Raw genomic sequence first — 16,103 nt, 5'->3', positions numbered from 1 at the left:
CGAAACCTAATTTCCCATTTTTTCCAAAAATCTTCCCATAAGTTCATCTTTTGAGGAAATTTTTGAAATAAATATAGTTGACTATAAAAATATTGTTAACTATATTTATGAAGTGCTTCCCAGTTCAAAAAATGATTCGGATCTTTTCAGCCAGTTTCCACTGAAGGAAAGAAAATTTGCTAAAACTCGAACCAATTTAACCTTTGCCTTTCTTTCTGAACTAGAGGTAAAACCCTTTGAGGAAATCAAAATCAAAGACCTATGTCAAATTGCAGAAATCTCAGAACCTACATTTTATAATTACTTTCCTGAAAAGGGAGATTTGATTCTCCACTACATTCAAATTTGGAGTTTGCAGGTCTCTGTTTTTGCAAAGGAAAAGAAACTAGCCGAGTCTGGATGGGGACAAATCTCCGCCTTATTTCGTTATACCGCAAAGGAATCAAAAAAAAATCCACGAGTTCTTTTGGAAATTATTTCTTTCCAAGCTAAAACAAGAAAATCACTACAACAGCCAAAACTCACAAAAGCCGAACGAGTGTTACTCTTCCCGAAGATCGTTGGAATTGAGGATTTAGCAGCGGACGGGGTCGAAGGAATCATTCGGAAAGCCCTCTCCGATGCTGCTAAAAATGGTGAACTTCCCGCATTTACTGATTGGAAATCGTTTTCGATTGCGATTGCTTCTTGTTTTTTCGGAGTTCCCATCCTTGCGTTCCAACTGAATCAAAACTTGGAAAAACTTTGGTCCGAGTCCCTTTATTATTTGTGGAAGGGTGCAGGTGGAAAAATAAAAGAATGAATTTTTTGTAAATTAAGTAAGTTAATATATATTTATATAAGGAAATTTTTATGAAATATTTTGATCGGAAGTGGTTTTTGTTATCTCTTGGTGGATTTTTTGTTGGATTTACTGGAATGAATTGGAACATTCCAATCTTTGCCTGGATAGCTCTCGTCCCTTTTTTACGTTACATTCGACTAGGATATTCCATTCGAACACTTCTGATTGCACTTATCATCATTCAAACCGCATCTACCATGCGCATTGTTTCAGAACCTTTCCATATCTGGATAGCTATCCTTTCTGGGGTCCAGGGAGGAATTGTCTTTACGCTTTTACTTTGGATTGGGAACCAACTTAAGAAAAGATTCTCCAAACAAATCTCTCCTATCTTCAGTTTTGCCTTTTTATTTACGATTACAGAGTGGATCGGTGGTTATGGATCTGAGTTAGGTGTTTGGGGGATGTTTGCCAACAGTCAAATCAACAATTTGATTTTGATACAATCTGCATCTTTATTTGGAGCCACTGGAATTAGTTTTCTCATTTATTTAGTCAATGGAAGTATTGAACAATCCCTATCTGAATATATTTCTGAATCTAAAATTTCGAATTCTTCGCAGTACTTTTTATTCACCTGCTTTATACTCTTTGTCGGATTGTCCTTTTATGGGACAGTTCGTCTCACGATTCCCATAGAAGGGAAAAGTATCAAGGTGGGAACTGTGACCTCCAAAATGGAAATTCAAACTATTTGGTTAGATCCCATACAAAATCAAAAGAATACCGGACTTGTTTTCGAACGAACCAAGCAGGCAGCAGAGGAGGGTGCAAAGGTAGTAGTTTGGAATGAAGGAGCCGTAATGATCCATCGTAAGGAGGAAGATTCGTTTCTAAACAAAGTCTCCACTCTCGCTAAGGAAAAACAAATTGAAATCATCGCAGCATACATTGTCCCTCTAAAGGAAAAAGAATTCTTTATGGAGAACAAATTACATTGGATAGGAAAGGACGGATCTACACGCCAGGTTTATTTCAAACAATTCATTCCCCCGGGTGAACCTATATCACATAACCCTTCCGAAATCCAAGTTGTTACAACGGAATGGGGAAAGATGTCTGCTGCGATTTGTTATGATTTTGACAGCCTCCAATTAACAAAAAAACATTCTGAATTAGGAACAGGAATCACTTTTATACCTGCTTCCGATTGGAAGGGAATCAATCCGTTCCATACCGAAATGGCCGTCATACGGGGAATTGAAAATGGATCTTCCATTGTCCGTTCGACTCGAGGAGCTCTATCAGGTGTATACGATGCTTATGGGCGCTCGAAGGGCACACTCGATTACTTTGAGGACAATGACGGAGTCTTGGTAGTTTCAATTCCGACTTCCGTAGTTCCCACATTGTACAGCAGGTTAGGGAATTGGATCATAGGTTTGGGAGGACTGTATTTCCTCATTTCTTTTGCACTAATCTTTGTGTATGTACTAAAAAACAGGAACTAACAAGGATTTGCGCAAAGGAGAAAAAAGTAGATTTTAATATTAGAAAATTTCTAAATATTTGATTGAATTAAATTTCCTTTTTGTAATGATTTGTAGTCTGTGAATTCCTGATATCCTTTGTCACGGAGTTCTCAAAGGATGTTTGATGACTTTAGTCGCTGATAAATCCATTTTGCTAGTTGAAGATGAAGCCTTGCTTGCAATGTTTGAGAAAAACCAATTAGAGCAAGGGGGGTATATTGTAACCCATGTTAGCAATGGTGAAAACGCAATCCAACTGATTATTATTGAAGATAAACCATTCGACCTGATTCTTATGGACATTGATCTCGGGCGAGGATTGGATGGAACTCAAACGGCTACAGAAATACTAAACCACAGAGAAATTCCCGTAGTATTCCTCTCTTCCCATACAGAAAGAGAAATCGTAAAAAAAACAGAAACAATCACATCCTATGGATATGTAGTAAAAAACTCTGGGTTTACGGTACTTGATGCGTCTATCAAAATGGCATTCAAACTTTTTGAAGCAAACGAACTAACTAAAAGTAAAAAAGAACATCTAGAAACCGTATTGCATTCGATAGGCGATGGTGTTATTGCCACTGATAGTGATGGCAAGGTCATTCGAATGAATCCAATTGCAGAAAAACTAACTGGTTGGACACATGACGAAGCGGTTGGACTTACCATAAGCGAAGTATTCAGAATTGTGAATGTAAAAACTCGTAGTATGGTAGAAAATCCAGTAGATATAGTACTGCGAACCAATTCTATTGTAGGTCTTGCCAATCATACAGTCCTTCTTGCTAAGGATGGAGCCGAATACCAAATTTCTGATTCAGGATCTCCCATCAAAGATCTAAATGGAGATACAAAAGGAGTTGTGCTAGTCTTTCGAGATATTACAGCAGAATACAATGTCCAAAGTCAAATTGCCAAACAAGCCAATATGTTAAATAATGTATTGGATGCTGTAATCGGAACGGATTTTAATCATAAAATCAACTATTGGAATAAAGCTGCAGAAAAGATTTATATCTGGAAAGCTGAAGAAGTGATTGGGAGATCCGTTATGGATGTCCTAAAAACAGACTATCTGCAACTAACTAGCGATCAAGTAATTGAAAAAGTAAATTTGGAAGGTAGCTTTATTGGTGAAGTGGTTAAGTTTGCAAAAGATGGAAGTATTCGTAATATCGAAATCAACCAAGTACTTTTGAATGATGAAAGTGATTTACCTATTGGTTATATTACGGTCGGCAGAGATATATCTGAACGTTTGAACGCTATGAATCGTATACGTGAATCCGAGGCTAAACTCACACAAATCATTGAATCAGCAATGGATGCCATCATAAGCGTTGACCAATCTAAAAAAATTATTCTCTTTAATGGCGCTGCTGAAAAAATGTTTGGCTATGAATCTACGGACATCATCGGTCAAGGTTTGGATCGTTTGATCCCTATGGATTTCCGTAGCCAACATGACAGCCATATAGATTCCTTTTCAAAAACTGGCGTGAGTCGAAGAGCCATGGGTGCTCTGGGTGAGATCCGTGGTCTTCGTGCTAACGGAGAAGAGTTTCCAATCGAAGCATCCATTTCTCAGATTTCTGTAAAAGGTGAAAAACTATATACTGTGATTTTACGAGATGTAAGTGTTCGCAATCTTTCTGAATCCAAAATTCAGAAGTTATTACATGAAAAGGAAAATATACTCAAAGAAATCCACCATCGTGTAAAAAACAATATGAGTTCCATCTTTACTTTGTTAACTCTTCAGGCAAGATCCCAAGCCGATACTTCTATTCAGACCATTCTTTACGAGGCTGCCGGACGTGTAAAAAGTATGATTGTTTTGTATGATAAACTCTATCATTCCGAAACAGATAATACTGTGTCTTTACAAGATTATTTCCCGGATATCTTTAATGAGATCGTCAGTATTTTTCCTAAAAATGTAGAAGTGAAGATGGACATCCTCGAAGAACCAATTGAGTTAAATGCAAAACTCCTTTCTTCTTTGGGAATCATTCTGAACGAACTCATCACCAATTCAATGAAACATGCCTTTAACGAAACCACAAGTGCAGAGATTGGTTTAAGAATCTTTCGAGAAGGAAAAAAACTGTATTTAGAATACTCTGACAATGGAGTGGGAATTCCAGAATCCGTTTCTTTAGAACATTCTCCGGGATTTGGTCTGCAATTGATCGGTATGCTTACGGATCAAATCGAAGGTAAAATTAGCATCGTTAGAAATCCATCAACTAAGTTTCTTTTAGAACTGACTATTTGATCCATTCTAAGGTATATTAAAAATATTTAGATTTTGAGACAGGTCTTTAGAATTCTTCTTTACCGGACTCGGGAGTCGGTTCCTATTCTCACATGGGCCAACTCCAACTTTATGTTGTATTATGTTATGCAATTCCTATTTTCGTAATTCTCTTTCCTATCGGATTATCATTCTCTTACATTTTTAAAATTACGGGCCTCGATAAATGGTCCAATCGTATCAACAATTATCTTGGATATTTTTGGTATCGTTCTTTTTTCCTACTCACTGGTCGAACGTTACATTTTGAACAGGGAAATTGGGATCCCAATGGCAATAATCGTTTTTTAATTTGTAATCATACAAATGCAATGGAAGTTCCCCTCATTGTTGCACTTCCTTACTTGTCAAATTCTAAGAATGTAAAATTATCTTATTTAGGTGGGGACATCATCCAAAGATATAAAATCATTCCCTTGATGATGCACAAAACTATTGTGGAAGCCGTTATTTATTCTGAAAAAAAACCAAATTTTAGAAACTTCAAAACAGATGTGCTGAAGGTTTTAAAAACAAGGTCTATTTTTTTATATCCTGAAGGTGAGAGAACTTTTACTGAAGAAGTTAAACCCTTTCAAACAGGGGTTATGAAAATTGCTTATAAATTCAACGTGGATTTAGATGTTTTTGTTGTGAGTGGGATGATGGGTTATTCTGATCTTGAAGAATATTCCCATTTAAAAAAATCAAAAACTGTATATTTCCATTTTTGTGGATCCATCAAAGCAAAAGACTATTCAACATTTGAAACCTATTTAGCAGCTGCAGAAACTCTTATGAAAGACAAAAAGAGGGAAATTGAAGCCATAGAAAGGTCCGCTGTCCCCGTTTAGCAACGAACCTTTGTTTGGTTGCTAATTATCTTGGCAAGGTTTTTGTATAAGCTACTAGTTGGTCTAGGGCAGTGCCCCAACCATCCATAAAACCCATATCTTCATGTTGTTTTTTTGTTTCAGGATCTTTGTGTTTTGCTACAGCCTTATATTTGGTCGCATTACCCAAACTTTCCATTGTGACAAAGGCAGTCATAAAACTACTTCCCGATGGCCTATAACCAGGAAGTAAACTATCTGTAAAAACAAGTTTTTTTAAAGGAACAATCTCTAGAAAACACCCGTTATTCGGGAAGTGTTTTCCTTCTGGTGATTCCATCATTGTGTAAAACTCTCCACCGGGTTGTAAATTGATTCTACAATCTATGGTTTTCCAAGGTGCTGGCGTAAACCAGTGCATTAATTGTTCTGGCTTTGTCCACGCATTCCAAACCAATTCTACTGGTACTTCGACAATTCTCTCGAGCACCAAGTCCAATTCGGGATTGAATGTTTCTTTCGATTCGTTACTCATATTTTTTTCCCCTTTGTTTTTAATAAGAATGAGTCCAATTGGTTCAATCTTGTTTCCCATAATGACTTTTGAACCTGTAGCCAAGATTCCATGACTGAAAATGGATTTTGATTTAGATAACAGATTCGTACCCTTCCCACCTTTTCTGTATAGATCAGTTGAGCAGATTCCAAAATATCTAAATGTTGCATAAAGGAAGGCATTGCCATGGAAAAGGGTGCAGCCAAATCGCTAACACTTGCGGGACCCATACCGAGTCGTTCGATGACTTGGCGTCTCGTTGGATCGGAGAGTGCCTGTAAAACGACATCAATATTGTAGGTTTTTTTGACCATATTGGCATTTTATCAGATTTTAATACTAAGGTCAATACCTAAGTATTGATTTTTTAAAGTTTCCAAAAGTTAGTTTTCGAGGAAGAATCAATTTCATTTGATGGAAAGGTAGATGACGGAAGAGAGCTCACTAAACAAGGAAATAGAATTCGATTCTTTGGGAAGTTTCCACCTACGTTTTTTTGGGAAATGGTTCAGCATCATTGCCTCAATCGCTCTTTTAGTTGGATCTGCCTCTGCGCTTTTTTTAGTGGCACTAGAAAAAGTTACAGAGATTCGGGAATCAAAACCATGGTTTATTTATTTCCTTCCTCTCGCCGGATTTGCGATTGGATGGTTCTATTTTCATTATGGAAAGCAAGTTCATAAAGGAAATAATTTACTCATAGAGGAGATCCATTCTCCCACCTCTATCATTCCGATACGAATGACTCCCTTTGTTTTTTTGGGAACACTCGTTACCCATCTTTTTGGTGGATCAGCGGGAAGGGAAGGGACGGCCGTCCAAATGGGTGGATCGATCGCCCACCAGTTTGTCCGTTTGTTCCCTTTAAGTCATAAGGAACAACAAACACTGATTATACTAGGAATGAGTGCTGGATTTGCATCGGTATTTGGAACTCCCTTTGCTGCCGCGATTTTTTCTATTGAGGTAATTCGGATTGGAACTTACCGTTGGAAATTAATTCTTCCCACTTTAATAACAGCTTATCTTTCTCATTTGGTTTGTTTATTTTGGGGAGTCAGTCATTCACATTATCCAAAAATCCTATTGGATGTTACTAGCACTACTATCATTTGTTTGGTGGTTATTGGAATCCTTTCTGGATGGGTAGCTAGGTTCTTTAGTGGGTCTGTCCATACACTATCTGAATTGATTGCTGTATGGATCGAATATCCTCCTTTACGACCATTTTTTGGTGGGATTATACTCGTTGTCTTATTCAGTATTGGCCTAAGTCCTACTTATTTTGGTTTAGGACTTCCGACAATTCAAACTGCTTTTGTTGAATCTTTGCCATGGGAATCGTTTCTTTTTAAGTTACTCCTCACTGCCATTACAATTGGTTCTGGTTTTAAGGGAGGCGAAGTCACACCCCTATTTTTTATTGGTGCCAGTTTGGGGAATATTTTTGGTTTTTTTGATCCAGCTCACCTAACACTTTTTGTTGGGATTGGTTTTATTTCTGTATTTGCGGGTGCCAGTAATACACCGCTAGCTTCGGCGATTATGGGAATGGAATTGTTCGGCTGGGAACCGGGAATCTTTTTCTTTTTTGCCTCTCTCCTTGCCTACATCTTTTCTGGGCATAGTGGTATTTACCGATCACAAAAGATAGGAAGGGCAAAATTTTTCAGTTCCCCTTCTCATGTAGGGAAAAAAATTTCCGAATTGAAGAAATAAATTTCAGCTTTTTTACTCAGTATTTTTTGTTATTTCGGTCTCCTTTGCGCTCACGGCTCGGTTTTTGGTCGCCTGTTGTCGAGTTATCGTATGGGCCGGTGAACTCTTGTTTATTGGATTAAATTGGTTCGTTATCGGCTACATTCTTGTTTCGGTTCCTGAGGAGCCAGGCGAAAAAACGAATTAATTTCCTAAAAACTAGATTTTGTTTTTACAAATTTGAAAATGGACCTATTCTGAATTGTTTGTTCTTTTACAAGGTTCAATCGGAAAAAAATATGAAAACTATAATCACTCTCTTCGCTCTCGTCCTTTTCTCATTTCAATGCAATCGATTGCAGTTCGGTTCCAATCAAACGAAAGACCAGACGGCTGGCGCCGTAATCACTTTTTTACAAGGTAACATTACTATCACATCCCAAGGAAAAGAATCGAAAGCAAAACTTGGGGATGTTGTACGGCCGGGAGACCGAGTTGTCACAAAATTAGGTAGAGTGGATTTACAAACCTATCGAGGAGAAGTGATCCGCATCAAAGACAATTCAGATGTTTTATTTCGTGACATTGCGGGGGAAAGCCGACTGAATACCGACATTCATCTGTGGACGGGGAACCTTCTGGTTAAATCGGTCAAATTAAAGTCGGGACAAAACCTCTCTGTGACTTCTCCTACCATGGTAGCGGGTGTTCGCGGTACTGTGTTTTCCTTTGAATTAGAAAAAGGATCTGTGCCTAAGGTAAAGGTATATGAAGGGGCCGTGTCTGTTGCGTTTAAAACTTCCCCCAAGTTAATTGAAATTAATGAAGGGCTTTCTATCGAAAATTACAATCGTTTGGTGAAAACATTAGAAGAAAACGAAGTGGTTTTGGAGCCAGGCGAACGATTAGAAGTAAACCCTAATTTAAATGAACTTGTCTATCTGATCAATGCTAAGGTTGCTGCCAATGCTCTCACAAACGAACAATTGGCTGGATTCACCGATTTTGATAGTGGACTTTCCAAAACAGAGAGTGTTGTTTCTCCTCAAGAAAAAGCGGAAGCAGAGACCCTTGTCTCTATCGCTCAAGAAACAGTCCAAAAACAAATAGGATCTCAAAACTCCAATGGACCAGAAACCACTGTGGCTAAGATCGAAAAAGAACATGAAGAAAAACGGTCAGAAGCATTGAATAAAATTGCTGCTGAGGCAGAAAAAACAGGTTTGGACAACGAGGAAGAAATTCATAGCCATTATAGTGTTTTGGAAACAATACACAAATCCAACGGGGATGTGCTTTCTGGTGCCGTAGTTGCTCAGTTAGGTGATATATTCATTATCCATTCCACGAAAGGTGTATTCCAGTTGTCCGTCGATGATATTGAATACGTCGAATATAAGAATTTCAAAGTGAATACTAAGGTTAAAAAGTAACAGTGATCGTATAACGGATACGGATACCGTTTTTTTGGCAGAGTTAGATTAGTAATTCTACTTAAACAAAGGGTTGTTTGCGGGAATTCGCTTTCCCGTCACATTTGAAGTTCAGAATTCAAGCCAAAGAAACGGTAATATATTTACAAAAAATTTTAACAACATAAGATCGATCCTTATGAGTATACGACAAAGGGTCTCTTTATCCATTGCAGGAATTTTATTTATAGGGTTTGTTGTTCTAACATCTTTTCAGATGTACCGAACAATCACAGACCTTAAAACTGAAATTGAAGAAAATGCAAAAATCACTTCTGAAAAATGGTCCTTTGAAATCCAAGAACACCTAAATGCAATGATGGGTGTCATTCGAGGATATCGTTTTGCTTTGTTTTATACATCACCACCTCGCGATTCGATGATTAGTAGTATGAGAGAAATCTTGGAACGTAATGATGATATCTTTGCCATTTGGCTTTGTTACGAACCAAATGCTTATGAGGGCCGTGATTCCGCATTCATTGGAAAACCTGGACATGATAAAACGGGTAGGTTCATTCCTTATTTACACCATACAGCAGATGGTAAAATCAACTTAGAACATCTTGTTGACTATGACAATCCAAATGGAGCAGGGGATTATTATCTCCAGGTAAAAAAAACAAATAAAGCAAAAGTATTTGGTCCCTATGAATATTTAGCAGGTGGGAAAAAAATCCAGATGATCTCACTTGTTGTTCCGATTTATCCTAAAGGTAAATTTAAAGGTGCTGCGGGAATTGATTTAGATGTCGGTACGTTGCAAGAGAAAATTGGAGATAGTCGACCTTTCCGTGGTCAGGGCCATATTGCATTTTTATCCGATAAAGGGATTTATGTGATGTATGGTCAGGACCAAACCAAACTTGGTAAAAAAATTGAAAATCCAGAACATTTAAAAACTTATTTAGAAAATCTTAAACTTGGTAAAATGTTTACGATTCAAAGTGATGGGTACACTCATTATTTTTCTCCATTTCATATTGGAAAAGATCCACAATTTTGGGCACTTCAAGTCAGCATCCCCGATTCAATTTTTAGAAATCAGATTACCCAGGTTATTTTTAGTTCTACTTTGATTTCTATCATCATTTTGGTAGTAGTTTTGTTTTTTCTTAATTTTGTTTTTAAAAAACAAATCAGTGTTCGGTTACAAAAAGCCATGGATTTCTCTTCTGAAATCGCCAATGGAAACTTAGCGATTAACGCTGAAGAAATCAATCAGGATGAAATTGGCAGTTTGTTACATTCTATGAATCGAATGAAAAATAGTTTAGTCTCCATTATTGGGGATATCAAACAAACAGTGGAGAAATTGGGAAATCAATCCAATAAAATGGCATCTACCTCTCAGAATCTATCAGATACCTCTCAGACCCAAGCATCTGCTGCAGAAGAGTCTTCCGCTGCTGTGGAAGAGTTGTCCGCATCGGCAGATAATGTCGGTAAGTCGATGGAGGAAGCTGTTGTAAAAATGAAAGAAATCGATAAATCAGTATTAACTCTACAAGAAGAAGTTCAAAACATTAATAAGGAAATGGAATACCTTGCAAAATTTGCATCGGAATCCAGAGAACATGCAGTTGTCGGTGAAACCGCAATGAATGAATCCACTCGTGCCATGGAAGACATTGGTGAAAAAGCAGAACGAATTAGTGAAGTTTTAGATATCATTACAGAAATTTCTGAAAAAACAAATCTATTGGCTTTGAATGCTGCCATTGAAGCGGCAAGAGCCGGAGATGCCGGGCGCGGATTTGCCGTGGTTGCGGAAGAGATTGGAAAACTTGCCTTACAAACGGGTGCTTCTGTAAAAGAGATTGGGGATCTAGTGATTTCAACAAACTCTGCCGTGGAAAATGGAAACAAAAAAGTAACCGAAGCCGCAGAAGTTTTGAATCTACTCAATAGTCGAGTGAAAGAATTTGAAACCTCCGCAATGAGAGTGCTTGGTTCGGTATTGTTGCAAGAAAATAATGCCAAGGATATTGCAGGGAATTCTAATCTACTAACCAACTTAAACTTACAAATTGAAGATGCAGTGTTTGAACAAAAAAGAGCTACCGAGGAAATTTCCAAAACAATCATTAGTATTTCCAATGGAACCCAAGATGTTGCCACGGGATCCGATCAATTGACAATTGTTGCTGGGGAAATTGCCTCTCAAGCATCCTACCTTTCTACACAGGTAGAAAGGTTTAAGTTGAAGTAAAGTCTTTCACTAAATTGCAAACACCGTTTGGAATGTCGCCATTGTGGCAGTAGGACTCAAGTCATACCTATGGAGTGGGTCTGGCTCATTGGGATTGTTTTTTTGATTCCTAATGGCATCTCCCGCACGAATTACAGTGGCTCCAAACCAGAAAGAAACATTTTCAAAGGGTGTGATGATATAAATAAAGTTCACTTCCGTTGCCACCAAATTACCTAACTTCGGTTTGGTTGGGTTATAGGCTTGTGTATTGAAATAATCTTCGGTAGAGGCAGTTTCACCAGTTGCCTTACTACCACTTACATAGTTATTATTGTCATAATACCCATCTTGTAATTTTACCTTATAATACCAATGTGGATTGATGATAAAAGTTCCATAGTTTGACGTTTCATATTTCAAGTGTAAAGAATAGTCTTTAATATTTTGCCAGAAAACAAGACCGGAGTTTCCATTCCCTGCAAATGGTAAAGATCCTCCCGCCATCCGTCTTGTTGCGAAAAGTGGATTGTAAGTAGCAACACTCGAATCATTACGATTGGGATCCCCAGAGGCCTGTACATATTGCACTCCAATTCGGAATTCTTTGACTGGTGTGTATCCGAGTTGGACAGCTACAATATTGGCTTTGTATCGCACAGCTTCTGAGAGTGGAGGAGATTCTCCAGTTTTTTGATTGGTTGAGTAAACACCATTTTGATTTAACCAATCTGGGGTAACGCGTTCTCCGTTGAAACCTGTTTGCCAAGCTGCTTCCACCATCCAGTCAATTCCTGTTGTATCGGGGAGTCCGTTGTTTTTGGTTCTATTGGTAAGGCGAAATCCAGAGGTATTCAATTGGTCATCACCTCGGTAGTTTCTGGTATCCGAGAGTATCGGTGGGGTACTGGCTTTTCTTTGTTGTTTGAACAAACTGTAGTTGTATAAATCAAGTCCCAACCAATCTGCCACTTTCCAATTATAATGCACACCACCATAATAAGAATCGCCAATTCCACCTAACTTCGTAGAGTTATTGGATACAAGACTATTGGAATTGTTTTCAGCACCAATGACGGAACCGAATAAATCTAATGTATGGCTACTGATTTTACCAGTAAATCTAAGGGCATCAAAGGAGTTTCCATTCAAACTATCGTTTCTGGATCCAAGAATTCGTCCGTCTCCAAATTCTAGAATTTGTCGTCCAGTACGGAGCCGAAAATTTTGGTTTGTTGTTTTTAAATCCAAAAATGCTTCTCGTAAACCTGTGTAATTATTGAGTGCCACCTCACGTTGTTTGGTTGTATCGACCGTGGTTCCTGCGTTGGTTATGGCGGCATATTTCTGTTCCGCATTTCCACTGGATATAACCTCACCACCCCAAAGCCGTACATCTTGTAACGTTATTTTAAATAGGACATTTTCGTTGAGATCTCCGAGAACATAGAATTGTGTTTGATTTAGCGCATTATTTCTGTTATCTGCTGTGGACTTATCAAAGTCAGTATTATTGAACGAGTCCACTTTCGGCCGGATTCCGAAACCAACCCGAAACTTATCTGCAAACCATAGACCTTTGTTCTCTTGGATGGCTTTTCTTTGTTTTGCAGTCACTTGCAAACTTCGCAAATATTCCCCAGAAAGATTTCCGATTTGTGGACTCACATACCCTTCTTTTTTTTCTTCTTTGGGTGGTGGTGGCGGAGGTTGTGGTTCAGTTACGACTTCCCCTTTGGGATTCGTAGTAGGTTCCGCCTGGCCGTAGACCGCCGTTCCGCTGGTAAGGGTAACCAGAAGGACAAAAAGGGAAAGAGAAGGTTTAGATATTGAAATTCGCTTGTTCATAAGTTAGGACAGTAACTAATCCCAAGTCCATGATTGCAAACGAAAAAACTAATATATTGGAATAATATTCCGTAAAAGCAGAAAAAACTTCCGATTCTCGATCCAAATCGCTATTTTCTGATCATCCAGTAGAATGCGAGGCAATAAAAAAGGCTCCAGAGGAGCCTTTTTCAATCGGGTATGGTCGGCGGAAAGGGGCCTTTCCAAGATAAGTTAGTCGCGCTAAACGGCCAACTTATCCAAGCCGATCTTTAATGAACCGCAATCTTAGGAAAAGAATCTCTTTTCTACTTCGTCCGGAAGCTTTTGACCTGTGAGTTTTGCTCTTTGGACAAGTTCCCAGAAATAACGGTAAGTGGCACGGTCATGTAAGTCTCCATCATGTTGGATAGGTCCCCAATCTGCATCTTGTGCTTTGATGAGAATGTCAGAAGCGGTTTGTGTTTCTGCAAAGTTGGGAGCCATTGCGTCCAAAATGGATTGGATTTGCGCAGGGTAGATGGACCACATACGTAAAAAACCAAATTCATCATGCGCACGTTTTGCATCCGCATAAGTTTGGTAGATATTTTTAAGGTCCAGAGTTACGTTATGAGCTGGAATCACACCATTCATAAGTGCTGCTGCCACTAGGTTTGCTTTTCCTCGGCGAAGGAGTTCGTGGTCAAATTGGCCAGGAGACTTCATACAAGATGCAGGAATCGCACCATGGTGACCGGAAATAAAATCCATTAGACCAAAATCTAATACTTGCAACCAAGGTAATGCGGCAATTTCGAATACGTCATTGAGAGCGCCGTGAGTTTCAATTAAAACGTGGATGGGGATTTCTCTTTTGATTCCTGCTTTTTTGCAAGCATCTTGGATGTATGTGATTTGTTCTTTTACCTGACTTGCTTTAGTCGGTTTTGGAATTGTGATGTAAGCGAGTACATTTCCAGCTCCTGGAACAAGAATGTCTACGTCACCACGCCAATGTTCGTTGGTATAGTCATGAATCCGAACACCACTCATTTTGTGTTTGTTGAGTTCAGAATTTTGGATACGAACAATCATCTCTGCGTGTTCTTTTTCCTTTCCTGTTTGGGCACCGTCTTCGCAGTCCATCGTGATATCAAAAAGTCCACCGAGTTTATTTTGTAACTCGAGAGCTTTTGTGATGAGTTTTTCAGATCCAGCGAAGTGTTCACAAGCAGGGATGATAGGGAAAGGTTTTTCTCCTGCAAAGAGTGCTGATTGCGGGTGAGTCAGTGCCATTTAGTATACCTTTTTCGGATTTTTTTACCAAGTTTTGTGAATTTTGCCTATCGTCCAGGAAATAATACCAAAATCCGAATGGGGAGTTGGGGCGAACCCACTCGTCCCTCGGGGCCGGGCCCATCCGGGCTCCGCCTTCGGCTCCGGTCGAAAATTCGACTTCCCCTTCTTGTCCCTTTCGCAAAACTGACTATCGATTTGGATCCAAATGATATTTACACACCTGCCGGCGGACCTCCTCCTTCGAGTCCGAATGTAAAATTCCTTTTTGAAAAATGGGGGGAGGTTGCCATTCGTAAGCTCGTCTCTGATTTTTATGATCTTGTTGCCACCTCAGAAATTCAATGGATGTTTCAAGGAGACTGGGATCTTGCCAAAGAGAAACAAGCAGACTTTTTGATCCAAGTGTTAGGTGGCCCAAGTTACTATATCGAAAAATGGGGACCTGCCAGGATGCGGATGCGCCATTTTGTTTTTCCAATTTCGGAAAAAGAAAGGGCAGTATGGTTTCGATGTTATGATGAAGCCTTACAGAAGTTTGATTTCGAACACGATGACAAAATTGATTTTTTATACTTTTTAGATGGATTTAGTGGATGGATGGTCAATCGCAAAGATTCTCCCACCGAATGATTTTGTTTTCCAACATCATTGGTTACAAATCAAACTTTAGGGAATTGAATCCGTACTAACTATGATTTTCTAATAGTTTGAGAATTACAGCTTTTTGGGCATCCAGGCGGTTTTCGGCCTGAGTGAAAATAATCGAACGATCACTTTCCACCATCTCTCTTGTGATTTCATAACCAGCATGGATTGGCATATCATGCATTACTTTTGCTTTTGTATTTTTCAAAAGTTCTGCGTTCACTTGATACGGCATCATGAGTTGGATTCTTTCTTCTTTTTCTTTTTGGAACTTGGGATCATTGAAGTATTCCATATCCACCCAAGTGTCTGTATAAACATAATCCGCATTAGAAACAGCTTTTTTGACATCCGTTTCCCAGGAGATGGTTCCCTTGGATTTCCCTCTTTCGATGGATTGTTTGACGATAGACTCTTCTGCTGCGATAGGTGTTACCAGGGTTAACTGAATTCCCAGTGCTGCTGTGATTTCAATCAGTGAATTTGCGACATTATTATGAACGCCAATATAACATAAACTTTTCTTTTGCCAATCTTTAGGTGAATCCATAACAATAGTTAGGATGTCTGCGAGAGACTGGCATGGATGAAATAAATTACAACATCCATTGATCACAGGAACTGTGGAACCGGATTTTAATACTAATAAATCTTCGTGTCTTTTGAGTCTCGCCATAATGATGGCAACGTTACTAGAAAGATACTTCCCTTCAAAATCTATATCAGAAAGAAGAAAATTGGATGCCATCCAATCTAGAAAAATGGCGTGCCCGCCAAGTTCCGTCATTCCAGCTTCGAAAGAAACTCTCGTTCTTGTTGAAGTTTTTTGGAACAACATGGCAAGAGAACGGCCGGCCATATGTCCTGAAAAATAAACTCGATTTTTCTTTACATAGACTGCAAATTCTAGAAGTTCACGGATTTCTCCATCACTCCAATCTTGCCAAGATATCAAATGTTTGACTTGGGACATAGCTTCCCAACT

The 16,103-nt window shown here is 38.8% G+C and carries 13 protein-coding genes; 8 read left to right on the top strand and 5 right to left on the bottom strand.

Going from position 1 to position 16,103, the window contains the following annotated elements:
- Nucleotides 1-112 precede the first annotated feature (112 nt).
- From LEP1GSC195_RS04995 to LEP1GSC195_RS04980, 4 genes are all read left to right on the top strand, one after another.
- Complete coding sequence (locus LEP1GSC195_RS04995) at nucleotides 113-802, top strand: TetR/AcrR family transcriptional regulator (RefSeq protein WP_015680295.1); 690 nt, start codon at nucleotides 113-115, stop codon at nucleotides 800-802.
- A 50-nt stretch (nucleotides 803-852) separates the two neighbouring features.
- Nucleotides 853-2,295, top strand: coding sequence for a nitrilase-related carbon-nitrogen hydrolase (locus LEP1GSC195_RS04990; RefSeq protein ID WP_015680379.1), 1,443 nt, complete (start codon nucleotides 853-855; stop codon nucleotides 2,293-2,295).
- Between the two features lie 145 nt (nucleotides 2,296-2,440).
- A complete protein-coding gene (locus LEP1GSC195_RS04985; protein ID WP_015680456.1) occupies nucleotides 2,441-4,597 on the top strand; it encodes a PAS domain S-box protein in 2,157 nt (718 codons plus the stop codon).
- A 92-nt stretch (nucleotides 4,598-4,689) separates the two neighbouring features.
- Complete coding sequence (locus LEP1GSC195_RS04980) at nucleotides 4,690-5,469, top strand: lysophospholipid acyltransferase family protein (RefSeq protein WP_015680348.1); 780 nt, start codon at nucleotides 4,690-4,692, stop codon at nucleotides 5,467-5,469.
- 25 nt (nucleotides 5,470-5,494) lie between these two features.
- On the opposite strand, the gene LEP1GSC195_RS04975 is transcribed toward LEP1GSC195_RS04980, so the two are convergent.
- Nucleotides 5,495-5,983 carry an SRPBCC family protein gene (locus LEP1GSC195_RS04975; protein WP_015680354.1) on the bottom strand — a complete coding sequence of 163 codons (489 nt, stop codon included), beginning with the start codon at nucleotides 5,981-5,983 and terminating at the stop codon, nucleotides 5,495-5,497.
- Nucleotides 5,980-6,318 carry an ArsR/SmtB family transcription factor gene (locus LEP1GSC195_RS04970; protein ID WP_015680458.1) on the bottom strand — a complete coding sequence of 113 codons (339 nt, stop codon included), beginning with the start codon at nucleotides 6,316-6,318 and terminating at the stop codon, nucleotides 5,980-5,982. The genes LEP1GSC195_RS04975 and LEP1GSC195_RS04970 overlap by 4 nt, the downstream gene beginning before the upstream one ends.
- Before the next feature lie 112 nt (nucleotides 6,319-6,430).
- Between LEP1GSC195_RS04970 and LEP1GSC195_RS04965 the strand changes: the two genes are divergently transcribed.
- From LEP1GSC195_RS04965 to LEP1GSC195_RS04955, 3 genes are all read left to right on the top strand, one after another.
- Nucleotides 6,431-7,723 carry a chloride channel protein gene (locus LEP1GSC195_RS04965; RefSeq protein WP_015680233.1) on the top strand — a complete coding sequence of 431 codons (1,293 nt, stop codon included), beginning with the start codon at nucleotides 6,431-6,433 and terminating at the stop codon, nucleotides 7,721-7,723.
- Nucleotides 7,724-8,001: 278 nt separating this feature from the next.
- Nucleotides 8,002-9,135, top strand: coding sequence for a FecR family protein (locus LEP1GSC195_RS04960; RefSeq protein ID WP_015680264.1), 1,134 nt, complete (start codon nucleotides 8,002-8,004; stop codon nucleotides 9,133-9,135).
- Between the two features lie 178 nt (nucleotides 9,136-9,313).
- Nucleotides 9,314-11,386 carry a methyl-accepting chemotaxis protein gene (locus LEP1GSC195_RS04955; protein ID WP_040506373.1) on the top strand — a complete coding sequence of 691 codons (2,073 nt, stop codon included), beginning with the start codon at nucleotides 9,314-9,316 and terminating at the stop codon, nucleotides 11,384-11,386.
- 9 nt (nucleotides 11,387-11,395) lie between these two features.
- Here the strand turns inward: LEP1GSC195_RS04955 and LEP1GSC195_RS04950 are convergent, their stop codons facing one another.
- Both LEP1GSC195_RS04950 and LEP1GSC195_RS04945 read right to left on the bottom strand, forming a co-directional pair.
- A complete protein-coding gene (locus LEP1GSC195_RS04950; protein ID WP_015680309.1) occupies nucleotides 11,396-13,213 on the bottom strand; it encodes an alginate export family protein in 1,818 nt (605 codons plus the stop codon).
- A 267-nt stretch (nucleotides 13,214-13,480) separates the two neighbouring features.
- Nucleotides 13,481-14,470 (bottom strand): HpcH/HpaI aldolase/citrate lyase family protein, encoded by a 990-nt coding sequence (locus LEP1GSC195_RS04945; RefSeq protein ID WP_015680435.1) that lies wholly within the window; start codon nucleotides 14,468-14,470, stop codon nucleotides 13,481-13,483.
- Nucleotides 14,471-14,668: 198 nt separating this feature from the next.
- Between LEP1GSC195_RS04945 and LEP1GSC195_RS04940 the strand changes: the two genes are divergently transcribed.
- On the top strand, nucleotides 14,669-15,103 hold the full coding sequence (locus LEP1GSC195_RS04940; protein WP_040506419.1) for a globin domain-containing protein: 435 nt from the start codon (nucleotides 14,669-14,671) through the stop codon (nucleotides 15,101-15,103).
- 55 nt (nucleotides 15,104-15,158) lie between these two features.
- Here the strand turns inward: LEP1GSC195_RS04940 and LEP1GSC195_RS04935 are convergent, their stop codons facing one another.
- On the bottom strand, nucleotides 15,159-16,091 hold the full coding sequence (locus LEP1GSC195_RS04935) for an ornithine carbamoyltransferase (protein WP_040506371.1): 933 nt from the start codon (nucleotides 16,089-16,091) through the stop codon (nucleotides 15,159-15,161).
- Between the last annotated feature and the right edge of the window lie 12 nt (nucleotides 16,092-16,103).

This window comes from Leptospira wolbachii serovar Codice str. CDC (genome assembly GCF_000332515.2).
Classification (GTDB): Bacteria; Spirochaetota; Leptospiria; order Leptospirales; family Leptospiraceae; genus Leptospira_A; species Leptospira_A wolbachii.
Note: the sequence above shows the minus strand (reverse complement) of the source record. Positions and strands in the feature narration are given on the sequence as shown.